A 23,648-nucleotide genomic window follows, 5' to 3' on the forward strand; every position below is an offset into this window, starting at 1 on the left:
AGACCCGGCGGGGCGCGCGTTCGTGCGGGCCCGGCCCGCACGAACAGGAGTTTCGCCCATGTCCTTCAACACCTCCGCCTGGCGCGCCTCGCTTGCCGACGCCGCGCGCACCATCGAGGGCGCGTTGGGTTCCGGCGCGCGTTCGATCGCCGACGCCGCGCACACCGCCGGCGGCGTCGTGGGCGACGCCGTCGCCGCCGTGGCCGGCCACGAGAACGGCCGGCGTGCCGCCGACGCCACCGACGACGCGGTGGGGCGCACCGCCGAGGGCGTGGCCGCCCTGGGCCAGGCACTGGGCCGCGCGGTCGTCGACCCGACGCGCCTGGGCGCGATCGCCCTCGGCGAGGCGTCCGGCTGGACCCGTCTGTTCGGCCTGCGGCGCACGACCCGGGTGCTCGCGCCGGTGGCGCAGTCGGTGCTGGCCGCCGCGGTGCTCTCCGACGGGCGTACCGCTGGCGCCGCCAGCGCAGGCGCCGCTGACGCGGAGCCCCCGGCGCAGGCCGCCGCCCCGCGCGGCCCGCTGGCCGGGGCCCTGCTGCTCGGCGCCTTCGCCGACGCCCAGCAGACCCGCCGGCTGCCCGAGGAGCAGCCGCACGACCCGGCGGCCAAGGTCAACAAGGCCTCCGAGCAGGCCGACAAGAAGCCGGGCGAGCCCGGCAAGGCCGACGGCCCGGCGGCGCGCCCGGTGGCCGGGGCGCTCGCCCTGGCCGGCCAGCACGCGATCTACTCCTGGCTGCTCTTCCGCCGCGGTGCGCGGCTGAGCGCGCCGCGCGCGCTCGGCTACGGCGCGGCCTGTGCGGCCGGCGTCGGCCTGGCCGCGGTGAAGGTTCCGGTCCTGGTGGCCCCGACCGTGGTGGCCGGGCCCGCGGTCGCGCTGACCGCGGCCCTGGCCAACGACCGCCGCCTGGTCGACGCCCAGGGGTCCGGGCGCAGCGCGCTGCGCAGCGTGACCCGCGCCGGTGTGGGCCTGGACTCGCCGTCGGCGGTGGCCGCGATGGGCCTGGGGCACGCGGGCAACCTGCTGCTCGGCGTGCAGGCCGTGCAGCTGCTGCGCGGAGCGTTCGGGGCTGCCTCGGGCAGCGGCTTCGGCGCGCGCGTCGTCGACGCGCTGTCCCGCGAGGCGCACATCTTCGCGCACCTGCTCATGGTGTCCGGACTCGAACGGCGCTAGGGGCCCAGACCTCACCGGCGGCGGCGCGGGAGCGCCGTCAGGCTGGCGGCGCTGGACCGTCGTCACACTGCGCGCCGCCGCCGGAGCGCCGTCACGCCGGCCGCGACGCCGCCGGGTTGAACCGCCGCCTCAGCGCATGCGCTCGAGGCGCAGCAGCGCGCGCTTGGTGTCCGGCCCGCCGGCGTAGCCGCCGATGTTGCCGTCCACCGAGCCGCCCGAGGGCAGCACCCGGTGGCAGGGCACCACGATCGGCAGGGGGTTCTTCGCGCAGGCGCTGCCCACCGCGCGGGCGGCCTTCGGGTTCCCGATGGCCTCGGCGATCTCGCCGTAGGTGGCCGTCTTGCCGTAGCCGATCAGCGAGAGCCGGCGCTGGGCGCGGTCGCGGACCCGCTCGCCGCGGGCGTAGGCGACCGGCAGGGAGAACACGCGGCGCAGGCCGGCGAAGTAGTCGCCGAACTGCACGGCGGTGTTGATCAGGGCGGCCGTGTCCTCGGGCTCGTACCCCAGCTCGGCGACGGCGGTGACCACCCCGGAGGCGTAGGCGTCCAGGTCGTCGAGGTCACCGGTGCGCTCGGTGTCGAGGGCGGTGGCGACCTCGCCGGTCGTGGGCACGGTGCCGATGACGGGGGTCTCCTGGTCAGCGCCGAACTTCACGGCGGTGAGCAGGCCGTTTTCGACGACGATCGTCAAGGTACCGACAGGGGTTCCGATGGCGAGACTCGACATACCCCGAGCCTAAGACAGCCGTTTTTCGCTCGCTCGGTGAGGTCGGCGAAAACGTCGCGCGACGCGGCGTCGGAAAGCGTCAGGAACGGTCGGCGAGTGTCTGGCGGATCGGGCGCGCCAGCTGCGTCATCTCGTGGCGGCCGCGCAGCTCGATGGACTTCATCATCGTCCAGCGGGCGCGCTCGGCCTCGTTGGCGCCGCGCAGGGTGGCGGCGTTGGTGAGCACCCGGCCGGGGGTGTCCTTGGCCAGCTCGGTCAGGCGCGCGGCCTGGTTCACCGCGTCGCCGATGACGGTGTACTCGAAGCGGTCCGCGCCGCCGATGTGCCCGGCGACGACGTGCCCGGCGGCCACGCCGATGCCCGCCTGCAGCTGCAGGCCCTTGAGCTCCTCGCGCAGCTCGCGCGCGGCGGTCAGCGCCATCGAGTTGGCGTCCGTGAGTGCGAGCGGGGCGCCGAAGACGGCCAGCGCGGCGTCGCCCTGGAACTTGTTGATGATGCCGCGGTTGCGGTGCACGGTCTCCACGACGTGCTCGAAGAACCGGTTGAGCTCGGCGACGACCTCCTCCGGGGTGTGGCTGACGGCGAAGGCGGTCGAGCCGATGACGTCGATGAACAGCACGGCGACCTTGCGGTCCTCGCCGCCGAGGGTGGGGCGTTCCTCGAGGGCGCGGCGGGCGACCTCGACGCCGACGTAGCGGCCGAAGATGTCGCGCACCCGCTCGCGCTCGCGCAGCCCGCGCATCATCTCGTTGAAGCCGGCCTGCAGCACGCCGATCTCGGAGCCGTCGTAGATGTCGACCTGCGTCTCCGAGTCGCCGCGGCGCACGCGGTTGATCGCCTGCTGCAGCTCCTGGATCGGGTCGACGACGCTCATGATCGACAGCGTGGTGCCGAAGAACCCGGTCACCAGCGCCGCCAGGATCAGCCACAGGGTGGCCGGGATGATGTCGGCGGCGTTGTCGGTGAAGTACCCGGCCTCCTGGCCGAGGATCAGCAGCAGCACGCCGACCGAGGGCACCGCCGAGGTCAGCAGCCACGTCATGCGCAGCCGCTGCTTGATCGGCGGCTCCAGGGTCGAGTCCTCGAAGCGGCGCGACAGCGCCATCGCCGCGACGGGGCGCACCATGCGCTCGGCGCACAGGTAGGTCAGCAGCACCACGACGGCGCCGGCGAGCAGCGTGGCCACGCCGATGACCACCGCCAGGCGCCCCGAGCTGGTGGCGGCGACGGAGACGGCGAGGACGATGCCGATCGCCCAGACGATCGCGCACACCCCCGCCTGGTAGACGGGCAGGCGCAGCACCAGCGTGCGCACCATGTTCGGGTCGTGGCCGTCGGGGTCGCGCTGCCACTCGAGGACGGGGCGGAACATCAGGAGCGTGACCACCACACCGACGACGATCGCGAAGATGACGTAGGCGACGCCGACGGCGGGCAGGTCCGAGATGTCGGTGTCGAACTCGGCGATCTCCGGCATCGGGATCATGAAGCGGATGAACAGCATGATCGCGGCCGCGCCGAGCACGTTCGCGCCGAGCACGAGTGCCGCGTACAGCGGCCACGAGGTGGTCAACACCCAGCGCAGCGCGCGCAGCAGTCGTCTCATGGTCTCCCACTCTATCGGCCCCGCCCGCCGGGTGTGCCGGGTGCGGGGGAGACACCGCCCCGGACGGGGCGTCCCGGGCGGGCGGCGCCCCGGCCGCGTGCGGCACCGGACGGGCGGGACGGGGGTCCGGCGTGCACTAGGGTGGGCGGTTGTGACGAACTTGGTCGAGGAGGCGCTTTCCGACGCCCCGCGTGTCCGGGAGGTCGTGCACGCCGCCGTGGCTGCGGCGCGAGCCCGCGCCGCCTCCGGCTTCCGGGAGGAGGCCGTCGGGGCGGGGGAGCGCTCGGCGATGACGCACTCCTGGGTGATCACCGGCGGCCCCGGCTCCGGGCGCATGCAGGTCGCCCGCGCCTTCGCCGCGGGCCTGGAGTGCACCGACCCGGAGACCCCGGGCTGCGGGCGCTGCGAGGCGTGCCGGGCCGTGATGAACGGCTCGCACACCGACGTCAAGGAGTTCAGCACCCGCAACTACGCCATCCAGGTGAACACCGTGCGCGACGACATCGTGCCCGCGGTCATCCAGCTGCCCACGGTGGGGCGGTGGCGCGTGGTCATCGTCGACAACGCCGACCGGCTCACCGGCAAGGCCGCCGACGCGCTGCTCAAGACCGTCGAGGAGCCCTCGAAGCAGTCGGTGGTGCTCTTCTGCGCGCCGTCGGTCGACCCGCAGGACTTCTCGGTGACGCTGCGCTCGCGCTGCCGGCACATCTACGTCCCGCCGCCGTCGGTGGAGCGCATCGTGCGCCTGCTCGTGCGCGAGGAGGGTGCCACGGAGCACGACGCGGCGCTGGCGGCCCAGGCCTCCCTGCGGCACATCGGGCGGGCGCGCCTGCTGGTCACCGACGAGGGCATGCAGCGCCGACGCGCCCGGGTGCTGCGCCTGGCGGAGCTGGTCAACCACGGTGACGTCGCCTTCCGCGAGGTCAGCGCCCTCGTCGCGGCGACAAAGAAGGAAGCCAACGAGCTGCACGCCGAGGAGGAGGCCGAGGAGGCCGAGGCGCTGCGGCGCTCCTTCGGCGCCGGCGGGCGCGGTAAGGGCGTGGCCAAGATCGCCCGGGAGGCCGAGCGGGCGGTCAAGAGTCTCGAGGACGAGCAGAAGAGGCGCCACCAGCGCATCCACCGGGACCTGATCGACCTGTGCCTGATCGACCTCTCCGGGCTCTACCGCGACGCCTTCCTGCGGGCCGTCGACGCCCCGGGCGAGCCGGTGCACCCCGACTTCGCCGAGCTGGCCGGCGAGGTCGCCGAACAGGTCGGGGCCGCGGGCCTGGCGGACTGCCTCGAGGCGATCGGGCGGTGCCGCGAGCACATCAAGCAGAACGTGTCGCCGCAGATCGCCCTCGACGGTCTGCTGGGCAGGCTGCGCATGGCCCACGGGGTGCGCTGAGGGGGGCGGCGGAGCGCGGGCGGCGTGCCCGGGTGACGCGCCCCGAGCGGCGCCCACGTGCCGCCCCGGGGCCGGTGCCCCGGCGTTTTCGTTCCCGGGCGCGTCTGCGCTAGGCTGTGCAACCGTGCCATCGCACCCTCGACGGGGCGCGAACGCGTGCACGCGCCGCCTTAGCTCAGTCGGTAGAGCGATTCACTCGTAATGAATAGGTCGCGAGTTCGATTCTCGCAGGCGGCTCCATCAAAGGCCCCTCCCGAGCGGTTTCCCGCCGGGAGGGGCTTCGTGCTGCCGGGGTCTGTCCGGGGTCTGACGGGGGCGTCCGGGGGCGCCGGAGCGTCGCGTGGGGGAGGGGTGATGTGTCCCAGTCAGTGAGATATGTCATATGGTTCATGGGGTTATGCAACGTATCCTGGGGTGATTAAGAGCGGAGCGCCAGTCGGTCGCCCGGAGAATCAGGAGGTTTGTCCCAGACATGTCCGAGATCCAGCACGACAACCACGGCCAGCCCGAGATCGGCACCCGTGCCGATGCGGTGATCGAGGTCGACGGCCTGAAGTTCCGCGACCTCAACGGCAACGGCACCCTCGAGCCCTACGAGGACTGGCGCCTGAGCCCCGCCGAGCGCGCCGCGGACCTGGTCTCCCGGATGACGCTCGAGGAGAAGGCCGGGATGATGATCATCGGCTCGCACTACCCGGGCTATTCCGCCTTCCTTCCCGAGCCCGACGAGAACACGCTGCTCAACCCGCGCGACGTCTGGCGCGAGAACAACCCGATCACCGGCCAGCCCTACCCGCGCCCGGTGCTGGTGACCTCGGCGACCGACAAGGCGCTCAACGAGCGCTTCCAGCACTTCTTCATCGTCCGCGACAACCCGCCGGCCCGCGACCTGGCCCACTGGACCAACGCCGTGCAGGAGGCCGCCGAGAAGACCCGCCTGGGCGTGCCCGCGGTCTTCGCCTCCAACCCGCGCAACCACGTCGCGCTCGTCGCCCAGTTCGGCGTCAACGAGTCCGCCGGCGTCTTCTCCGAGTGGCCCGGCGAGCTCGGCCTGGCCGCCCTGCGCGACCCGGAGCTGGTCGAGGAGTTCGGCCGCCGCATCGCCCGCGAGTGGCGCGCGGCCGGCATCCACAAGATCTACGGCTACATGGCCGACCTGCCCACGGAGCCGCGCTGGTCGCGCTTCAGCGGCACCTTCGGCGAGGACGTCGACATGGTCTCCCGCTACGTCGAGGCGGTCGTGCGCGGCATGCAGGGCGAGAGTCTCGGCGCCGGCTCGGTGGCCACCACCGTCAAGCACTTCCCGGGCGGCGGCGTGCGCACCGACGGCCACGACCCGCACTTCTCCTGGGGCCAGTCCAACGAGTACCCGACCGACGGCGCCCTGGAGAAGTACCACCTGCCGCCGTTCGAGGCGGCCGTGCGCGCCGGGGTCTCGTCGATCATGCCGTACTACGCCAGGCCCGTGAACACCTCCGCGCGCCAGCTGCCGGCGGAGCTGCAGGGTGCGGACGGCCAGTTCGAGGAGGTCGCCTTCGCCTACAACGCCCCGGTCATCAAGGGGCTGCTGCGCGGCCGCCTCGGCTTCGACGGCTACGTCAACTCCGACTCCGGCGTCATCGACGCGATGCCGTGGGGCGTCGAGGACCTCAGCGAGCCGGAGCGCTTCGCCGCCGCCGTCCGGGCCGGCACCGACATCTTCTCCGACATGGCCGACCCGACCCAGCTGATCGCCGCGGTCAAGGAGGGCCACCTCGACGAGTCCGCGCTGGACGCCTCGGTGACCCGCCTGGCCGCCGAGATGGTGGAGCTGGGTCTCTTCGAGAACCCCTACGTCGACGAGGACGTCGCCGGGCGCGAGGTCGGCGGCACCGAGGTCGCCAAGCTCGGCGCGAGGACGCAGCGTCGGTCGGTGACCCTGCTGCGCTCGGACAAGTTCCTGCTGCCGCTGGACCTGGAGTCCTCGCCGATGGTCTACGTCAAGGTCACCGGCCGGGTCGACCCGGGCAAGGTGGAGCAGCGCCTGGCGAAGGCCGTCGGCGAGGTCTGGCCGCACGCCCGGGTGACCGACAAGGTCGAGGACGCCGACCTCGCGATCGTGTGGGCGCGCCCGGAGATCCGCCTCTTCGAGGACGACCAGGAGGGCTTCGAACTCAGCCTGGACCCGCGCGCCGCGGGCGTCGACGTCGAGCAGATCCAGCAGATCGAGCGCGTGCTGCCGACGGTGCTCGCCGTCGAGATGAGCAACCCGTGGCTGCTCCGCGAGATCGAGCCGGGCGCCCGTGCGCTCGTGGCCACCTTCGGCGTCACCCCGGAGAACCTGCTGCGCTCCCTGGCCGGCGAGGACGGCGGCCCGGCCGGCGTGCTGCCGATGGTGCTGCCCGCCTCGGAGAAGGCCGTGCAGGACGCCCCGCGCGACGCGCCCGGCTGCGAGCTGGACAACGGCTACGTCTACCACGACCGCGACGGCGTGGCCTACACCCTCGGCTACGGCCGCCGCCTCTAGCGCGGACGGGCGGCCGGAACCGGGCCCGCCGAAGCCGCGGCCCGGAACGGCCGGAACCGGGCCCGCCGAACCGGCGCCCCGGAACGGCGGGGACGGGTCCCGCGCCGCTGAGCCGTGGGGCCTGAAAACGGTTTTCAGCAGGCGAAACGTCGCGCACCGTCGGTAGGGTCGGGGCACCAAGCACCCGACCGACAGGAGCCACGCATGAGCCAGACCGTCACCGGAGTCATCGCCCGCGCGAAGGGCGCGGAGGTTGAACAGGTAGACGTCGTCATCCCCGACCCGGGCCCGAACGACGTCGTCGTCAAGATCGAGGCCTGCGGGGTGTGCCACACCGACCTCGCCTACCGCGACGGCGACATCGAGGACGCCTTCCCGTTCCTCCTGGGCCACGAGGCCGCCGGCCGCGTCGAGCAGGTCGGCTCCGAGGTCACCCACGTCGCCGAGGGCGACTTCGTCGTCCTGAACTGGCGCGCGGTCTGCGGCGAGTGCCGCGCCTGCCGCCGCGGCGAGCCGCAGTACTGCTTCGCCACCTTCAACGCCTCGCAGAAGATGACGCTGACCGACGGCACCGAGCTCACCCCGGCGCTGGGCATCGGCTCCTTCGCGGAGAAGACGCTGGTCCACGAGGGCCAGTGCACCAAGGTCAACCCCGACGAGGACCCGGCCGCCGCCGGGCTGCTCGGCTGCGGTGTGATGGCCGGCCTCGGCGCCGCCGTCAACACCGCCGAGGTGCGCCGCGGCGAGTCCGTCGCCGTCTTCGGTCTGGGCGGCGTCGGCATGGCCGCGCTCGCCGGAGCCGAGCTCAACAACGCCTCGACGATCATCGCCGTCGACATCGACGCCCGGAAGCTGGACCGCGCCCGCGAGTTCGGCGCGACCCACACCATCGACTCCTCGGACCTGAGCGAGCAGGAGGTCATCGACGCCGTCCGCGAGATCACCGACGGCTTCGGCGCGGACGTGACCATCGACGCGGTGGGCATCATGCCGACCTGGCGCCAGGCCTTCTACTCCCGCGACCACGCCGGCCGCATGGTCATGGTCGGCGTGCCGAACCTGACCGACAAGATCGAGGTCCCGGCCATCGACTTCTACTCGCGCGGCGGCTCGCTGCGCCCGGCCTGGTACGGCGACTGCCTGCCGGAGCGTGACTTCCCGGCCTTCGTCGACCTGCACCTGCAGGGCCGCTTCCCGCTGGACAAGTTCGTCTCCGAGCGCATCGGCCTCGACGAGGTCGAGCAGGCCTTCGAGACGATGAAGGCCGGCGACGTGCTGCGTTCGGTGGTGGTCCTCTGATGGCACACCCCGATCTGCGCATCGACCACGCCGTGACCTCCGGCACCTTCAAGCTCGACGGCGGCGAGTGGGAGGTGGACAACAACATCTGGCTCGTCGGTGACGACCACGAGGTCTACATCATCGACGCCGCGCACGACGCCGCCCCGATCCTCGACGCCGTCGACGGCCGCGAGGTCCGCGGCATCATCTGCACCCACGCGCACAACGACCACATCAACGCGCTGCCCGCGCTGCTCGAGAAGATCGACGCGCCGGTGTGGGTGCACCCCGGCGACCAGATGCTCTGGGACGAGACGCTGCCCGGCGTCGCCCACCGGGACCTCGCCGACGACCAGGTCTTCGACGTCGCCGGCACCGAGATGCGGGTGCTCAACACGCCCGGCCACTCGCCCGGCTCCTGCTGCCTGTACCTGCCCGAGGCGGACGAGCTCTTCTCCGGTGACACGCTCTTCCAGGGCGGCCCCGGCGCCACGGGCCGGTCCTACAGCTCCTTCGACACCATCATCGAGTCGCTGAAGACCTCGATCCTGGACCTGCCGGCGGAGACGACCGTGCGCACCGGCCACGGCGACCACACCACCGTCGGCTCGGAGGCCCCGCACCTCGAGGAGTGGATCCGCCGGGGCTACTGAGTCCCGGTGAGCTCCGGTGCGCCCGGAGGAACCCGGGCCCCGGTCTCGGGGGCCTGGCCCAGGGCCAGAAGTCTCGGGACCCGGGCCACCCCGGGCCACCTTTCCGGGGGTGGGGAAATCACAGTCACGTACGGAAAATTCTGTGTCCTCGGACACAGCGGAGTAGCGTTGCGCGCATGATGAAGCGCAGCACCGACGGCGAGACCACGGCCGCGGGTTCCCGGGGACCCGCGGCCTCCGCTGCTTCCACGGCCCCCGCGGGCGCCCCCGGCGACGCGGGCGCCACGGGCCCGGGTGCGGGCCGCACCCCCGCGGTGTCGCCGAACCCGAAGCTGTGGTTCCTGGTGGTGCTCAACGTCTTCACCGTCGCCTGGGGCGGCAACCAGTTCACCTCGATGCTGGTCTTCTACCGCGGCCGCGGCGAGTTCGCCGACCTCTTCGTCGACTCGATGCTGGCCATCTACGCCGTCGGCGTCGGCGGCGCGCTGCTCATCGGCGGCGCCCTGACCGACCACTACGGCCGCCGGCCGATCATGCTGCCCGCGCCGGCGCTCGCGATCGTCGGCAGCCTGCTCATCGCCACCGGCGAGCACGTCGAGGTCCTCATGGCCTGCGGCCGCTTCGTCGCCGGCGTGGCACTCGGCCTGGCGATGACCGCCGGCGGCGCCTGGGTCAAGGAGCTCTCGGGCGCGCCCTTCGACCCGAAGTCGGCCTCCTCCTCCGGCGCCAAGCGCTTCTCGATGTCCTTCACCCTGGGCCTGGCGATGGGCCCGTTCACCGGCGGCATGCTCGCCCAGTGGGCGGCGCTGCCCGGCCAGCTGATCTACGTGATCCACATCGTGATCACGCTGCTGGTCTACCCGCTGATGTTCAAGGTGCCGGAGACCTACCGCCTCGGCCCCGACGGCCGCCCGCGCGAGCGCCGCGACTCCCGCGGCTCGCTGATGCGCGACATCGCCGTGCCCTCGCTGACGGACAAGCGCTTCCTGCTGATCGTCCTGCCGTGCGCCCCCTGGGTCTTCGGCACCTCGTTCACCTCGCAGACGATCCTGCCCACGCAGATCTACGACCAGCTCTCCCACCCGGTCGCCTACGCCGGCATGATCTCGCTGATCACCATGGGCGTCGGCTTCATGATCCAGCAGTTCGGCCCCCGCATCGACGACCAGGCCGCCCGCGGCCCGTTCCTGAGCATGCTGCTGGCCGCCTGCGGCATGACCATCGCGATGGTCACCACGCTCTTCCCGTCCGCGGCGCTGTCGGTGACCTCCTCGGTCATCCTCGGCCTCGCCTACGGTCTGGGCATGTACATCGGCCTGGCCCAGACGCAGCGCATCGCCCCGGCCGACGACCTGGGCGGGCTGACCGGCTTCTTCTACTGCGCGACCTACGTCGGCATGTTCTTCCCGGCGCTGCTGACGTTCTTCTCCGGGGTCTTCCCGTACCCGGTCATGCTCGGCTTCGGCATCTTCATGGCCTTCGTGTGCATGGCGGTCGCCGTGCCGGCCGCGCGCCGGGCGGCCCGTGAGCGACGCTCCCGCCTGTCCGAGCCCAACTGAGCTCGGCCGAAGTAGAATCGGACGATATGCGAACTCTCGTCACCGGCGGCGCCGGCTTCATCGGGTCCCATCTCGTCGATCTGCTCGTGGCGGAGGGCCACGAGGTCACCGTCGTCGACGACCTGTCGAGCGGGCGACGGGAGAACCTCACCGCCGCGCTGGCGGGCGGACACGTCGAGCTCCGGGTCGAGGACCTGCGCTCCGTGGACCTGGACGCGCTGGTCGCCGAGGTCGCCCCGGAGGTCATCTTCCACCTGGCCGCCCAGATCGACGTGCGCAAATCGGTGGCCGACCCGGTCGCGGACGCCGAGCTGAACATCCTGGCGACGATCCGCCTGGCCGAGGCCGCCCGCAGGGCCGGGGTGCGCAGGATCGTGCACACCTCCTCGGGCGGGTCCATCTACGGCGAGCCCGAGGACTTCCCGGTCGACGAGTCCGTGCCGGTCGACCCGCACTCGCCCTACGCCGCCTCGAAGTACGCCGGCGAGGTCTACCTGAGGACCTTCCGTAACCTCTACGGCCTGCAGTGTTCCTTCATCGCGCCGGCCAACGTCTACGGCCCGCGCCAGAACCCGCACGGCGAGGCCGGCGTGGTCGCGATCTTCTCGGAGCGCCTGCTCAACGGCGAGCCCACCCGCGTCTTCGGCGACGGCGGCAACACCCGCGACTACGTCTTCGTCGGCGACGTCGTGCGTGCCTTCTACCTGGCCTCCGGCGAGACCGGCGACGGCGAGCGGTTCAACATCGGCACCGGCGTGGAGACCTCCGACCGGCGGCTGCACACCCTGGTCGCCGAGGCCGCCGGCGCACCCGACGACCCCGAGTACGCCCCGGCGCGGCTTGGCGACGTCCCGCGCTCCGCGCTGTCGGCGGACAAGGCGCGGCGGGTGCTGGGCTGGACCCCCGAGGTGGACATCGCCGAGGGCGTGGCCCGCACCGTGGACTACTTCCGCAGCGAAGACTGACGTCTTCGCTGCCGGTATGACGAAGGGCGGGTCCGACTACTTCTTGTCGAGCTCCGCGTCGATAGTCTTCTTGAACTCCTCGAAGGGCTGCGCGCCGCTCATCGGCTGCTCGCCGACGACGAAGGTGGGCGTGCCGTTGACGCCCAGCACCGTGCCGATGGCCATCGCGCGGTCCACGTCGGCGCCGTAGGTGCCGTCCTCGATCTCGCCGCGGAAGCGCTCGATGTCCGGCACGCCGGCCTTCTCGGCGAAGCCGACCAGGTCGTCGATGTCGTTCTCGGGGTGGCCCTCGACGTCCTTCGACGCCTCGTAGAGGACGTCCTTGAACTCCTGGAAGCGACCCTGCGCGGCGGCCGCGCGGCCGGCCTCGGCGGCCAGGTGCGCCTTGTCGCCGTTGATCGGCATGTCGTTCCACTCGATGCGCACCTTGCCGGTGGCGACGTACTCGTCGAGGATCTGCTGTTCGGTCTCGTTGGCGAACTTCGCGCAGAAGGGGCACTCGAAGTCCGAGAACTCGCTGATGACCACCGGGGCGTCGACCTTGCCCACGGCGAAGGGGTCGTTCTCGATGCGCCGCGGCAGGTCGTCGAAGCCCTGCATGGCGCGGCCCGGGCCCACGATGTGGGCCGCCTGGGCCTGCTCGGTCGAGCGGGTGCCCTGCCAGTGGCCGAGCGCCCAGCCGCCGAGACCGGCGACCACCGCGAGCACGAGCCCACCGGCGAGGACCGGCGCCAGCCAGCTGCGCCGGCCGCGCTCGGGGGCCTCAGCCTCAGTACCCTCGGCGGCCCAGCCGACCTCGCCGGCCGGGCGCTGCCCCGGATCCGCGGGCGTGGCCTCCGGCTGCGGGGCGCCGTCGGCGTCCCGCGCGGGATCAGCGTCCCGCGGCGGCTCCTGCGGCTCCTGCGGCCGGTCGGTCCGCTGCGGCTCGGTGGGGTCGGTGTGCTCGTCGGTCACTCAGCGGTCTCCTCGTCATCGGTCCCGGCACGGTTGGTGCCGGCGGCGCGCCCCGCGCCGGCGGCGGACGCGGACGCGCGCCCGGTCCCGCCCACGGTACGCGCCGGGACGTCGGCAATCGGGCCGGGCACGCTCGTCGCCTCGGGCGGCACCGCACCACGCAGGGCGACGGCGCGCGCCAGGCGGGCGTAGCGCAGCTCCTGCTCACGGAAACGCACCCAGGCGCTGACGGTGGTGAACATGAAGGCCACCACCAGGCCGTAGAGCAGCAGGTCGGTGCCGCGGGAGACGCCCACGGCGTTGGCGATCACGGTCAGGTCGTCCGGGCGCAGCACCGCCCAGATGCACACGATGAAGAAGACGAGGAAGAACAGCTTCGCGCTGGCCTTCGCCCGAGCCTTGCGGCGGTTGCTGAACAGGTACCACGCCAGCCCGAGGGTGGCGGCCAGCAGCAGGATCTGCATAACGACGGTCACGGGAGCCTCCTGGCGAGCAGCTCGTCGGCGAGAATGTTGACGCCGTTGAACAGGGACTGGCCCTTGGACATCGAGTACTCGGTGTAGAGGATGTCCACGGGGTGCTCGGAGACCTTCCAGTCGCGCTCGTCCATCAGAGCGACGAACTCACTGGCGTGCGACATGCCGTTCATGCGCAGGTTGAGCTCCTCGGCGACCTTGCGGTCGAAGGCGCGCAGCCCGTTGTGCGCGTCCGTCAGCCCCAGCCGACGGGTGCGCGCGGACAGCGCGACGACGGTCTTGAGCACGATGCGCTTGAGCAGCGGCACCTGGTCGTCGGCGCTGCGGGCCCGGCCGAAGCGGGTGCCCACGATGATGTCCAGGTCCTCACGGCGCAGCCGGCCGACCATCGCGACGACGTCCTTGACCTGGTGCTGGCCGTCGGCGTCGAAGGTGACGAAGAACCGCGAGCCCGGCTGGGCGCGCGCGTACTCGACACCGGTCTGGATCGCCGCGCCCTGGCCCAGGTTGACCGGGTGGCGCACCAGGTGGGCACCGGCGGCGTGGATCTGCTCGGCGGAGCCGTCGGCCGAACCGTCGTCGACCGCGACGATGTTCGGGAAGGTCTTGCGCGCGTTCGCGATGACCTCGCCGATCACCGTGGCCTCGTTGAAGCAGGGGATGATCAGCCAGGTGTCGGCGAACGCCGCCGGGTCACTGGTGGATTCCATGGTCTCCTTCCGGGCTAGTCGGCCGCCTCGCCCGCGCCGGATGCGGCGTCCGTTGTGCCGCGGCGGTGGAAGAGCAGGGCGTAGGCGCGCTCGAGCAGGGCCGTCGGCAACAGACGATACGCGCTGCGGACCAGGCAATTCAGGATGGCGCGCGGCTTGGAGACCAGCCCGTAGGAGACGAGGTTGCGCTGCATGGTGCGCTCCGCGGCGAACATGTCCCAACCGGTCCGCCTGCCGGTCTGCGCCGGGGAGGTGCGGAACCACGTCAGCGGCTCGGGCAGGTTGTGGAAGCGCGCGCCGGTGGCCAGCATCCGCGCCCACAGGTCGTAGTCCTCCATCAGGTGCACGTCGCGGTAGCCGCCCGCGCGGCGCGCGGCGGCGGTGCGCATCATCACCGAGGGGTGGTTGACCGGCGAGTTCAGGCGGGCGTAGCGGACGATCTGCGGGTGGTTCTCCGGCAGGGTGCGCACGCCGCGGGCGGCGCGCTCGAGCGAGCCGGTCTCCCGGAAGACCTCGTCGTCGAACTCGCGCAGCGCGGTGCCGAGCACGTCGACGCCGGGGTGCTCCTCGAGGTAGGCGAGCTGGCGCTCGAAGCGTCCGGGCGTGGCGACGTCGTCGGAGTCGAGCCGGGCGACCCACTCGGCGTCCACGTGGCGCATGCCCTCGACGAGCGCGGGGCCCGCGCCCCGGTTCTGCGTGAGCTTGACGTGGTCGGCCTCGGGGTGGGCGTCCAGGAACCGCTTGACGACGTCGCGCGTGGCGGCCTCGACGGGCCCGTCGCGCACGATGACGATGCTCTCGGCCGGACGCGTCTGCGCGGCCAGCGACTCCAGCGCCGCGGCCATGTCGTCGGCGTCGGTGCCCCGGTAGTAGGTGATCAGGGCGGCGAGGGTGGGCATGGGCAGAATCTTAGGTCATGGTGCCCGTCGCGGGGTGGTGCGCCGGGCGGCGGCCGAGCGCGACCAGGTGCACGGCGGCGCCGGCCGTCGGGCCGGCGACCAGCGCGGTGCACACCGCGGGCACGAGGGCCAGCGGGGTGAACAGGACGGCGAAGGCGACCACCGAGGCGGTCACCCAGCCGGCGACGTAGCTGCCGTGGCGCTCCACGGCCAGGGTGGCCGCGCCGGTGATCACCAGGCAGCCGGTGAAGGCCGAGGCGAAGGTCAGGATCGCCAGCACCCCGCCGGGCACCATGAGCTCCTCCTTGCCGAAGGCCACCTCGAGGATCCACGGGCCGAGAGCCCAGGCGGCCAGCGCGCCGACCACGCCCAGGGCCAGCGTGGCCGCCAGCGGGGTGCCGAGCGCCCGGTAGAGGGTCGCGCGGTGTGCGACGAAGCGCACGATGAGCGCGGACTGGAAACGCTGCAGGGGCACCAGGATCGGCGCGCGGGTCAGGGTGACCGCGAGGATGATCCCGGCGACGGTCACCGAGGCGCCCTCCCCGGAGCCGACGGCGTGCGCGGCGGCCCCGGCGTCCTTGAAACTGGCCTGGACGAAGACGGGGAACCCGGTGATCAGCGCGGCGGACGCGCCGGTGGCCACCATGGCGGAGAGCGCGCGTCGGGTCAGGCGGCGGGCGTCGACGTCGACGGGGGTGCTCAGGCGCTCGCGGGCGTGCGGGTCGGTGCCGAGCACGACCAGCCAGCTGACCGTGCCGATGACGGTGACCCACAGCAGCGCCCCGCCGCCCAGGCCCAGGGCCCACGCGGCGACCACGGCCAGCAGGCGCACCCCGGAGTCGAGGGCGACCAGGGTGGCGTAGCGGCCCCACAGCTTCAGCCCGGAGAGCACGCCGGAGAGGACGGCCTGCAGAGTGTAGGAGGCCAGGCCGGCGGCGAGCAGCCCGGTGGCCGCCGCCGGGGGATCGGCCATGATCCGGTCCATGCCGAGGGCCCCGCCGACGCCGGCGACGACGGCGGCGACCAGGGCGACGACGGCGCCGAGGCGCCAGGGCGAGGCCTTCGAGGTCCGGCCGGTCTCGCGGGAGTCGGCCACGGCGCGGGTGGTCTCCTGCATCACGCCGTCGATGGCTCCGGTGAGCGCGAAGAAGAGGCCCCAGTACGCCTGGAACTCGGCGTAGGAGGCGGCGTCGACGGTGAACGACGCGAGCCAGATGACGATGAAGCCGCTGGCTGCGGCGAAGACTGTGGCCAGGGAGAGCGAACGCATCAGGACTAGAACCTACCCCGTGCGCCCGCCCGGGCCGAGTCGCCGCGGGGGTCGCCCGCGGCGGGGCCGAGGTGACGCGGGGGACGCGGTGCCGGGTGGGGCCGGATCAGAGCCCCAGGGCCGTGTAGAGCCAGCAGTAGATGAGCGCCTCCACACGGGCGACCTGCCCGTTGTCGGCCGCGCCGGCGTGGCCGCCCTCGGTGTTCTCGAAGTAGTCGACGGGCTGGCCGGCCTCCGCCAGGGCGCGGGCGAAGAGCCGGGCGTGGGCGGGGTGGACGCGGTCGTCGCGCGTCGAGGTGGTCACCAGCGCCGGGGGATAGGCCCGCTCCGAGTGGGCCGCGACGTTGTGCAGCGGGGAGTAGGAGGCGATGACCTCGCGCTCCTCGGGGACCTCCGGGTCGCCGTACTCGGCCATCCAGGACGCCCCGGCCGAGAGCGTGTGGTAGCGCAGCATGTCCGTCAGCGGCACCTGGATCACCGCGGCGCCCAGGTCCTGCGGGTACTGGGTGAGCGCCCCGGAGGTCAGCAGGCCGCCGTTGGAGCCGCCGCGCACGGCGAGCTTGTCGGGCGTGGTGTAGCCGCGGGCGACGAGGTCCTCGAGGACGGCGCGGTGGTCCTCGAAGACGCGGCGCCGGTTCAGCTTGGTGGCCTGGGTGTGCCACTCGGGGCCGAACTCCCCGCCGCCGCGCAGGTTGGGCTGGACGTAGGTGAAGCCGCGCTCGAGCCAGGCCATGCCGCGCACCGCGGAGTAGCCGGGCACCAGCGAGACCTCGAAGCCGCCGTAGCCGCCGACGAGCGTCGGGGCCGGCCGCGGAGCGGAGCCGGGGCCGCCGGTGGTGGCGTCCCCGCCGGCGTCGTGGGCGCTGCCGTTCTCGGTGGCCCCGCCGAAGCGGCCGACGACGAAGTAGGGGATCTCCGTGCCGTCGGCCGAGCGCGCCCAGTGCTGGCGGGTCTCGACGCCGGTCGCGTCGAAGCGCTCCGGGGCCCGGCGGACCTCCTCGAGGCGCGGGTCCCCGGCGTCGGCGACGCGGTAGAGCGTGGCCGGCCGGGTGAAACTGGAGGTGTTGATCCACAGCTCGTCGCCGTCCCACTCCGAGGCCGCGATGACCGCGGCGGTGACCATCCCGGGGATTTCGAGCTCGGTCAGCGGGGCGGCCTCGCCCGTGCCGTCGCCGGCGGCGGGGCCTGAGGTGCTGTCGGGCTCGAGCGGGGTCACCAGGACCCGGGTGACCACGTCGCGCAGCTCGGTGAGCACCAGGTGGTTCCGGGTGCTGACCACCGACTGCAGCGAGGCGTGCCCGTCGGGCGTGTAGACCGGCGTGAACTCGCGGGAGCCGGCCAGGAAGTCCTCGAGCGCGCAGCGTCCCAGCCCGCCGGCGGGCACCCCGGCGAAGCCGGTGCGCGGCCAGACGAACAGCCAGCGCCCGCGGATGACGGTCTCGCAGTCCTCGGGCACCTCGACCGGCCGCCAGGGGATCTCGGCGCCCTCGGCCTCGAAGGCGTCGAGTGCGTCGAGCGGCGCGACCCACTCCCGCGAGCGGTAGAAGTCCAGGGCCCGGGAGAACAGCAGCCGGCGCGGCTCGCGCGCCGTGTCCGCCCACGCCCCCGCGGCGACGTCGCGCCGCTCGCCGACGGCGACCACCGGGGCGTCGGCAAGCGGGGTGCCACGCCGCCACAGGCGTGTCTGCAGCGGGTAGCCGGACTCGGTGAGACTGTCCTCGCCGAGGTCGGTGCCGATGAGCAGGCGGTCGCGGTCGACCCAGCTCACGGAGGTCTTCGCGGCGGGCACCTCGAAGGGGGAGTCGGTGACGAAGGCGCCGGCGCTCAGGTCGAACTCGCGCAGCACCACGGCGTCGGCGCCGCCGCGGGAGAGGCGCACCAGGGCGCGGTCGCAGTCCGGGCGCAGCACCTGCGCGCCCTTCCACACCCAGCTCTCGTCCTCGGCGGCGGCCAGCGCGTCGACGTCGACGAGCACCCGCCAGTCCGGGGAGCCGGCGAGGTAGGAGGCCTCGTCGCAGCAGCGCCACAGGCCACGCGGGTGCTGGGCGTCGCGCCAGAAGTTGAACAGCCGCTCGCCGCGGCGGTTGACGTAGGGGATGCGGTCGTCGGCGTCGAGGGCGGCGCGGATGCGGGCCTCGAGCGCGTCGTGGCCGGGGGCGGCCGCGGCGGCGGACTCCGTCTGCGCCGACCAGTCGGACGCCCAGGCGAGGGCGGTCGGGTCCTCGATGGACTCCAGGACGGTGGGGTCGATCTCTGCGCGCGTGGTCATGCCGACCCAGTGTAGGTGGCGCCCGCCCGCGTCACGCCGGGCAGCGGTGAGGTGCGGTGGCGTCAGGCGGCGGAGACGGGGCCGGCACGCGGTCGGCGGTGGCGGCCCAGGAGACGCCGACGGCCCCGCCTCCCCGGGAGGGGACGGCGGGGCCGGTGCCCACCCGGCGGGCGGGTGGGGGGGGGATCAGGCCTCCGGGAGGATCAGGCCTCCAGCGAGGGCTTGATGACCTCGGTCCAGGAACGCTGCAGGTCGTCGAACCAGTAGGTCCAGGTGTGGGTGCCGACGTTGTTGAAGTTGTAGGTCGCCGGGATGTCCAGGCTGTTCAGCTTGGCCTCGAGGTTGTGCGTGCACAGGTTGGTGGCACCCTCGATGCCGCCGCCCTCGACGAGCAGGGTGGACGAGCCGGCCAGTGCCTTGTTCGGGTCCATGCCCTTGCTCTCCAGCCAGCCGGCGGTGTCGCGCTCGCCGATGAGGCCGGAGCCGTTGGAGATGTAGAGGTCGGTGCCGCGCAGCTTCTCGGCGTTGATCAGGGCGTCCTGGTAGCGGTTGGTCTCCGAGCCCTGCGGGCCCCACATCTGCGCCGCGGTGTTGCCGGAACGGTTGACCGTGATGTCCGCGAAGAGGTTACCCATCGGGGTCGAGGTCTCGGCGCAGCCGGAGTAGGAGCCGACGGCCTGGTAGAAGCCCGGGTTGTGCTGGGCCAGCAGCAGCGAGGAGGTCGCGGACATCGACATGCCGGCGATCGCGCGCTTTTCGTTGGCGCCGAAGTGGGACTCCAGCGGGGCGGGCAGCTCCTTGGTCAGGAAGGTCTCCCACTTCTGCGGGCCCTTCAGGCTGCCGCCGGGCTCGTTGACCCAGTCGATGTAGTAGGAGAACTTGCCGGCCATCGGGATGACCAGGTTGACGTCCTCCTGGACGAAGTAGTCGATCACGTTGGTGTTCAGGACCCAGTCGTGGGACTGCTGGTCGCCGCCGCCGGCGCCGTTGAGCAGGTAGAAGGTCGGGCGGCCCTCGGACTTCGCCTTGACGGTGACCAGCGGGATGTCGCGGTCCATCGACGGCGAGTGGGCGGTCAGCTCCTGGACGCGGTCGCTGTACTTGTCCTCGTAGGCCTTGACCCGTGCGCGCCAGTCCGGCACGACGCCGCCGGTGCTCTTGAGGTACTCGTCGCTGACCTTCTCGGTGCTGATGGTCGCCTGCGCGGCGGTGGATTCGCCCTCGACGGGGGCGCCCTCGGCGGCGGGGTCGGCCGCGGCGGAGTGCACGCCGAGCGTGGTGAACGACAGGGTCGCGGCGGCGACGGCCGCGACGATTCGGCGGGAGACCTTCATGAGCTCGGGATACCTCCGTGAGACGAGTTCGGTGACGGGTGCTGCGGTCTCCCTCCCGAAAGGGTGACCTACTGTACTCGGGTTATCTTAACGTGTATGCGGGAACCTGCACAGGTGCCGGTGCGCTTTGCCCCAGGTTACGGTAATATCGCGGCGGATGTTACGCAAGGGGAAATTGTGTCTGGTGAGCAGTCAATTTCTCCGGCGGGACACCGGAACTGACCGCAGTACCCAATTGCAGAACTCCCCAGGAAATTCTCCGAGAAAGGTCCGACATGAACCCCATCGAGCAGATCGTCGTCGCCGTTAACGAGCTCCTCGGCCCCGTCCTCCACCTGATGTCCTCCGGCTCCTCGGAGCTCGCGCTCAGCCTCGGCCTGTTCTAGGCCGGACTTCCGGTGGGGGCGTCCGAACCCCGCCGACCCGCGGCACGCCCACCGGCCACCCTCCCGGGGCCGCCCCGCGGCCCGTGCGGCACGCACCTCACGCGTGACGTCACCCCCGCCCGGACCGCAGAGTGCGGCAATTGTGAGCCGCAGTACGTATCCTTGGCCGCGTGAGTGAGAATTATGATGTTGTAGTCCTCGGTGCCGGCCCCGGAGGGTACGTCGCCGCCATCCGCGCAGCCCAGCTCGGCAAGAAGGTAGCCGTGGTGGAGAAGCAGTACTGGGGCGGGGTCTGCCTCAACGTCGGCTGCATCCCCTCCAAGTCGCTGCTGAAGAACGCCGAGGTGGCCCACACCTTCAACCACGAGGCCAAGACCTTCGGCATCTCCGGAGACGTCTCCTTCGACTTCGGCGTCGCGCACCAGCGCTCCCGCAAGGTCAGTGAGGGCATCGTCAAGGGTGTCCACTACCTGATGAAGAAGAACAAGATCACCGAGATCCACGGTGCCGGTTCCTTCAAGGACGCCCACACCATCGAGATCACCGAGGGCGACGACGAGGGCAAGACCCTCACGTTCGACGACGTGATCATCGCGACCGGCTCGGTGGTCAAGACGCTGCCCGGCGTCGAGCTCTCCGAGAACGTCGTCTCCTACGAGGAGCAGATCCTCAACCCCGAGGCCCCGAAGAAGATGGTCATCGTCGGCGGCGGCGCCATCGGCATGGAGTTCGCCTACGTCCTGGCCAACTACGGCGTGGAGCTGACCATCGTCGAGTTCATGGACCGCGTGCTGCCCAACGAGGAGCCCGAGGTCTCCAAGGCGATCGCCAAGGAGTACAAGAAGCTCGGCGTGAAGCTGCTGACCGGTTATAAGACCACCGCCGTGCGCGACAACGGCGACTCCGTCGAGGTCGACGTCGAGAGCAAGGACGGCTCCAAGCAGGACACCCTGACCGTCGACCGCGTCCTGGTCTCCGTGGGCTTCGCCCCGCGCGTCGAGGGCTTCGGCCTGGAGAACACCGGCGTCGAGCTCACCGAGCGCGGCGCCATCGACGTCGACGAGCGCATGCGCACCAACGTCGAGCACGTCTACGCCATCGGTGACGTCACCGCCAAGCTGCAGCTCGCGCACGTCGCCGAGGCCCAGGGTGTGGTCGCCGCCGAGACCATCGCCGGCGCCGAGACCCAGGAGCTGGGCGACTACCAGTTCATGCCGCGCGCGACCTTCTGCAACCCGCAGGTCGCCTCCTTCGGTTACACCGAGGACGCCGCCAAGGAGAAGTGGGCCGACCGGGAGATCGTCTCCGCGACCTTCCCGTTCAGCGCGAACGGCAAGGCCGTCGGCATGGGCGAGCCCGCCGGCTTCGCCAAGGTCATCGTCGACAAGGAGTTCGGCGAGATCGTCGGCGCCCACCTCGTCGGCGCGAACGTCTCCGAGATGCTCGCCGAGCTGACCCTGGCCCAGCGCTTCGACCTGACCGCCGAGGAGATCGGACGCAACGTCCACATCCACCCGACGATGTCGGAGGCCGTCAAGGAGGCCGCCGAGGGCACCCTCGGCCACATGATCAACCTCTGATCAGCCCCACAGGGAACTGACCTCCGGGGACCGGCCGCGGGAGCGTGCCGGTCCCTCCCGGGAACAGACGCCGGCCGGGCCCGCAACCGCGGGCCCGGCCGGCTCTCTTAGCCTGGGGGCATGAGATCCACCGGTGACACGCCCCCGAACGACCCGCCCGACGACCCGCCCGCGGCGAACGGAACCGGCACCGGCACCGGCACCGCCTCCGGCACCGGCGACAACGCCGACGCCGGCACGGACATCGCGGTGGGCATCGTCTCCGACGACGGGCTGGCCGCCGCCCGCGTCGGCGGCGCCGTCGAGGAGCGCGACCGGGTGCGCACGGTGGTCGGCACCGTGCCGCTCAACTCCGACGGCGACCTGGACCTGGCCGGGGCGGGGGAGCGGATGCGCCGCGAGGAGGGCTGGTCGCGGCTGATCTACGTCACCGACCTGCCGCTGACGGCCGAGCACCGCCCCGTGGTGCGCCAGGCGCGCCCCGACGGCTCCGTGGCCGTGGTCTCGCTGCCCGCGCTCGGCGTCCTCGGCGTCTCCCGCCGGCTGCGCCGCCAGCTCGCCGCGCTGCACGCCTTCGCCGAGGAGGCCGAGGACGACAGCGAGACCACCACCGACACCGGCGACGACGGCGAGGGCTCCGACGACGAGCTGGCCGCCACCCACGTCCTGCGCGGACCGCTGGCCCGGCTGCGGCTGCTGGCCGGCATGATCCGCTGCAACCGCCCCGCGACGCTGCTGCGCGCGCTGACCGGCTGCCTGGCCGCGGTCGCCGCGACCGGCGGCTTCGGCATCTTCTACGGCTCGATCTGGCAGATGGCCCACTCGATCCCTCCGTGGCGCCTGGCGCTGACCGCGCTGGTCTCGGTGGCCGTGCTCTGCGGCTGGCTGGTCTTCCACAACGGCATGTGGCACCGCGGCGGGCGGGTCTCGCCGTGGCGGCGCCGCCTGGACAACCTGTCCACCCTCGGCACCGTCGGCCTGGCCACCTGCGCGATCTACCTGGCGGCGGTGGCGATGATGCTCTTCCTCGCCGTGGTGGTCGTCCCGCCGGACTACCTGGCCGAGCAGATCTCCGCGCCCGTGGGCCCGACGACCTACCTGGCCATCGCCTGGTTCGCCGCCTGCCTGGGCACGATGGGCGGCGCGCTGGGCTCCAACTTCGACCGGGACGTGACCATCCGCAGCGCGACCTACTCCAAGCGCGAGTACGCCCGGCGCGTGCGCTCCGGCTACTACGACGAGGACGACGGTTCGCAGCCGGCACGGGGGTAAGATCAGACGACACCATGTCGAAGAAGAAAACCGCCGCCGCCACTCCCGCCCTCGAGCTGCTCGACGCCGCGGGCATCGGGTACCGCCTCGAGCGCTACTCCGCCGACGCCCACTCCGCCGACGGCTTCGCGCTCGACTCCGCGGAGCACCTCGGCGTGGACCCGGCGGCCGTGTTCAAGACGCTGATGACCGTCCTCGACAACGACGAGGCGCTCATCGCGATCGTGCCCGCCACCGCGACGCTGAACCTCAAGAATCTTGCGCGCGCCGCCGGCGGCAAGCACGCCGAGATGATGGACCGCAACCGCGCGCAGGTGGTCACCGGCTACGTCGCCGGCGGCATCTCCCCGCTGGGCCAGAAGCACCCGCACCGCGTCTTCCTCGACGAGTCCGCCATCCTGCAGGAGCAGATCTTCGTCAGCGCCGGCCGCCGCGGCTGGTCCCTGGCGCTCGCCCCCGACGACCTGCTCGCCGCCGTCGGCGAGCACGGCGCTTACGCCGCGATCGCGGACTTCACCCGCCACCACCACTAGCCCGATTGCCGACGTCCCGTCGGTCGCCGTGGCTGCGCCACGCACCGACGGGCGCCACGAACCCGGGGCGCGGGTGCGCGCCGGGGGCGCACCGGGACGGGCCTCCGCCGG

General features: G+C 72.4%; 18 protein-coding genes, 1 tRNA gene and 1 pseudogene. 11 read left to right on the forward strand and 9 right to left on the reverse strand.

Translation table 11 applies throughout. From position 1 onward, the window contains the following. Window positions 1-58 precede the first annotated feature (58 nt). On the forward strand, window positions 59-1,171 hold the full coding sequence (locus CFRA_RS01270; protein ID WP_075663117.1) for a hypothetical protein: 1,113 nt from the start codon (window positions 59-61) through the stop codon (window positions 1,169-1,171). Window positions 1,172-1,300: 129 nt separating this feature from the next. On the opposite strand, the gene CFRA_RS01275 is transcribed toward CFRA_RS01270, so the two are convergent. Both CFRA_RS01275 and CFRA_RS01280 read right to left on the reverse strand, forming a co-directional pair. After that, the gene (locus CFRA_RS01275) at window positions 1,301-1,897 is read right to left on the reverse strand and encodes a methylated-DNA--[protein]-cysteine S-methyltransferase (RefSeq protein WP_083666761.1); all 597 of its coding nucleotides are present in this window, start codon (window positions 1,895-1,897) and stop codon (window positions 1,301-1,303) included. Window positions 1,898-1,976: 79 nt separating this feature from the next. After that, window positions 1,977-3,503 carry an adenylate/guanylate cyclase domain-containing protein gene (locus CFRA_RS01280; RefSeq protein ID WP_075663118.1) on the reverse strand — a complete coding sequence of 509 codons (1,527 nt, stop codon included), beginning with the start codon at window positions 3,501-3,503 and terminating at the stop codon, window positions 1,977-1,979. Window positions 3,504-3,654: 151 nt separating this feature from the next. On the opposite strand from CFRA_RS01280, the gene CFRA_RS01285 reads away from it, so the two are divergent. The 7 genes from CFRA_RS01285 to CFRA_RS01315 all read left to right on the forward strand — a co-directional run bounded on the left by CFRA_RS01285 (window position 3,655) and on the right by CFRA_RS01315 (window position 11,854). After that, window positions 3,655-4,890 (forward strand): DNA polymerase III subunit delta', encoded by a 1,236-nt coding sequence (locus tag CFRA_RS01285; RefSeq protein WP_245797622.1) that lies wholly within the window; start codon window positions 3,655-3,657, stop codon window positions 4,888-4,890. Window positions 4,891-5,054: 164 nt separating this feature from the next. Next, a tRNA-Thr gene (locus tag CFRA_RS01290) sits at window positions 5,055-5,130 on the forward strand. A 232-nt stretch (window positions 5,131-5,362) separates the two neighbouring features. Next, the gene (locus tag CFRA_RS01295) at window positions 5,363-7,396 is read left to right on the forward strand and encodes a glycoside hydrolase family 3 protein (protein ID WP_083666763.1); all 2,034 of its coding nucleotides are present in this window, start codon (window positions 5,363-5,365) and stop codon (window positions 7,394-7,396) included. 204 nt (window positions 7,397-7,600) lie between these two features. Continuing rightward, the gene (locus CFRA_RS01300; protein WP_075663119.1) at window positions 7,601-8,695 is read left to right on the forward strand and encodes an S-(hydroxymethyl)mycothiol dehydrogenase; all 1,095 of its coding nucleotides are present in this window, start codon (window positions 7,601-7,603) and stop codon (window positions 8,693-8,695) included. Then, window positions 8,695-9,330, forward strand: a complete 636-nt coding sequence (locus CFRA_RS01305) for an MBL fold metallo-hydrolase (protein WP_075663120.1) — start codon at window positions 8,695-8,697, stop codon at window positions 9,328-9,330. The genes CFRA_RS01300 and CFRA_RS01305 overlap by 1 nt, the downstream gene beginning before the upstream one ends. Window positions 9,331-9,506: 176 nt before the next feature. Continuing rightward, entirely contained in the window at window positions 9,507-10,889 is a 1,383-nt protein-coding gene (locus tag CFRA_RS01310; RefSeq protein ID WP_245797624.1) for an MFS transporter, read from the forward strand. Between the two features lie 26 nt (window positions 10,890-10,915). Further along, window positions 10,916-11,854 (forward strand): NAD-dependent epimerase/dehydratase family protein, encoded by a 939-nt coding sequence (locus CFRA_RS01315; RefSeq protein WP_075663121.1) that lies wholly within the window; start codon window positions 10,916-10,918, stop codon window positions 11,852-11,854. Between the two features lie 36 nt (window positions 11,855-11,890). Here the strand turns inward: CFRA_RS01315 and CFRA_RS01320 are convergent, their stop codons facing one another. From CFRA_RS01320 to CFRA_RS01350, 7 genes and pseudogenes are all read right to left on the reverse strand, one after another. Continuing rightward, complete coding sequence (locus CFRA_RS01320; protein ID WP_415684528.1) at window positions 11,891-12,808, reverse strand: DsbA family protein; 918 nt, start codon at window positions 12,806-12,808, stop codon at window positions 11,891-11,893. A gap of 140 nt (window positions 12,809-12,948) precedes the next feature. Next, a pseudogene (locus CFRA_RS01325) lies at window positions 12,949-13,272 on the reverse strand (DUF2304 domain-containing protein); the annotation flags it as partial. Between the two features lie 8 nt (window positions 13,273-13,280). Beyond that, window positions 13,281-13,994 carry a glycosyltransferase family 2 protein gene (locus CFRA_RS01330; protein WP_075663122.1) on the reverse strand — a complete coding sequence of 238 codons (714 nt, stop codon included), beginning with the start codon at window positions 13,992-13,994 and terminating at the stop codon, window positions 13,281-13,283. A 14-nt stretch (window positions 13,995-14,008) separates the two neighbouring features. Next, complete coding sequence (locus CFRA_RS01335; protein WP_075663123.1) at window positions 14,009-14,893, reverse strand: glycosyltransferase; 885 nt, start codon at window positions 14,891-14,893, stop codon at window positions 14,009-14,011. 10 nt (window positions 14,894-14,903) lie between these two features. Continuing rightward, window positions 14,904-16,163, reverse strand: coding sequence for a hypothetical protein (locus CFRA_RS01340; RefSeq protein WP_075663124.1), 1,260 nt, complete (start codon window positions 16,161-16,163; stop codon window positions 14,904-14,906). A 106-nt stretch (window positions 16,164-16,269) separates the two neighbouring features. After that, window positions 16,270-18,432, reverse strand: coding sequence for a prolyl oligopeptidase family serine peptidase (locus CFRA_RS01345; RefSeq protein WP_075663125.1), 2,163 nt, complete (start codon window positions 18,430-18,432; stop codon window positions 16,270-16,272). Window positions 18,433-18,635: 203 nt separating this feature from the next. After that, a complete protein-coding gene (locus CFRA_RS01350; RefSeq protein WP_075663126.1) occupies window positions 18,636-19,766 on the reverse strand; it encodes an alpha/beta hydrolase in 1,131 nt (376 codons plus the stop codon). A gap of 556 nt (window positions 19,767-20,322) precedes the next feature. Between CFRA_RS01350 and lpdA the strand changes: the two genes are divergently transcribed. From lpdA to ybaK, 3 genes are all read left to right on the forward strand, one after another. Next, window positions 20,323-21,732, forward strand: a complete 1,410-nt coding sequence (gene lpdA / locus CFRA_RS01355) for a dihydrolipoyl dehydrogenase (RefSeq protein ID WP_075663127.1) — start codon at window positions 20,323-20,325, stop codon at window positions 21,730-21,732. A gap of 120 nt (window positions 21,733-21,852) precedes the next feature. Then, complete coding sequence (locus CFRA_RS01360) at window positions 21,853-23,004, forward strand: hypothetical protein (RefSeq protein WP_075663128.1); 1,152 nt, start codon at window positions 21,853-21,855, stop codon at window positions 23,002-23,004. A gap of 14 nt (window positions 23,005-23,018) precedes the next feature. Further along, entirely contained in the window at window positions 23,019-23,537 is a 519-nt protein-coding gene (gene ybaK, locus CFRA_RS01365; protein ID WP_075663129.1) for a Cys-tRNA(Pro) deacylase, read from the forward strand. The last annotated feature ends 111 nt before the right edge of the window (window positions 23,538-23,648 follow it).

The sequence above is a fragment of the Corynebacterium frankenforstense DSM 45800 genome (assembly GCF_001941485.1).
GTDB lineage: Bacteria > Actinomycetota > Actinomycetes > Mycobacteriales > Mycobacteriaceae > Corynebacterium > Corynebacterium frankenforstense.

Coding starts and splice junctions, on each gene's coding strand:
- CFRA_RS01345 (WP_075663125.1), bottom strand. CDS start 18,432: ATGACCACGCGCGCAGAGATCGACCCCACCGTCCTGGAGTCCATCGAG.
- CFRA_RS01300 (WP_075663119.1), top strand. CDS start 7,601: ATGAGCCAGACCGTCACCGGAGTCATCGCCCGCGCGAAGGGCGCGGAG.
- CFRA_RS01330 (WP_075663122.1), bottom strand. CDS start 13,994: ATGGAATCCACCAGTGACCCGGCGGCGTTCGCCGACACCTGGCTGATC.
- CFRA_RS01360 (WP_075663128.1), top strand. CDS start 21,853: ATGAGATCCACCGGTGACACGCCCCCGAACGACCCGCCCGACGACCCG.
- CFRA_RS01340 (WP_075663124.1), bottom strand. CDS start 16,163: ATGCGTTCGCTCTCCCTGGCCACAGTCTTCGCCGCAGCCAGCGGCTTC.
- CFRA_RS01295 (WP_083666763.1), top strand. CDS start 5,363: ATGTCCGAGATCCAGCACGACAACCACGGCCAGCCCGAGATCGGCACC.
- CFRA_RS01310 (WP_245797624.1), top strand. CDS start 9,507: ATGATGAAGCGCAGCACCGACGGCGAGACCACGGCCGCGGGTTCCCGG.
- CFRA_RS01280 (WP_075663118.1), bottom strand. CDS start 3,503: ATGAGACGACTGCTGCGCGCGCTGCGCTGGGTGTTGACCACCTCGTGG.
- CFRA_RS01270 (WP_075663117.1), top strand. CDS start 59: ATGTCCTTCAACACCTCCGCCTGGCGCGCCTCGCTTGCCGACGCCGCG.
- CFRA_RS01275 (WP_083666761.1), bottom strand. CDS start 1,897: ATGTCGAGTCTCGCCATCGGAACCCCTGTCGGTACCTTGACGATCGTC.
- CFRA_RS01335 (WP_075663123.1), bottom strand. CDS start 14,893: ATGCCCACCCTCGCCGCCCTGATCACCTACTACCGGGGCACCGACGCC.
- ybaK (WP_075663129.1), top strand. CDS start 23,019: ATGTCGAAGAAGAAAACCGCCGCCGCCACTCCCGCCCTCGAGCTGCTC.
- CFRA_RS01350 (WP_075663126.1), bottom strand. CDS start 19,766: ATGAAGGTCTCCCGCCGAATCGTCGCGGCCGTCGCCGCCGCGACCCTG.
- CFRA_RS01315 (WP_075663121.1), top strand. CDS start 10,916: ATGCGAACTCTCGTCACCGGCGGCGCCGGCTTCATCGGGTCCCATCTC.
- CFRA_RS01305 (WP_075663120.1), top strand. CDS start 8,695: ATGGCACACCCCGATCTGCGCATCGACCACGCCGTGACCTCCGGCACC.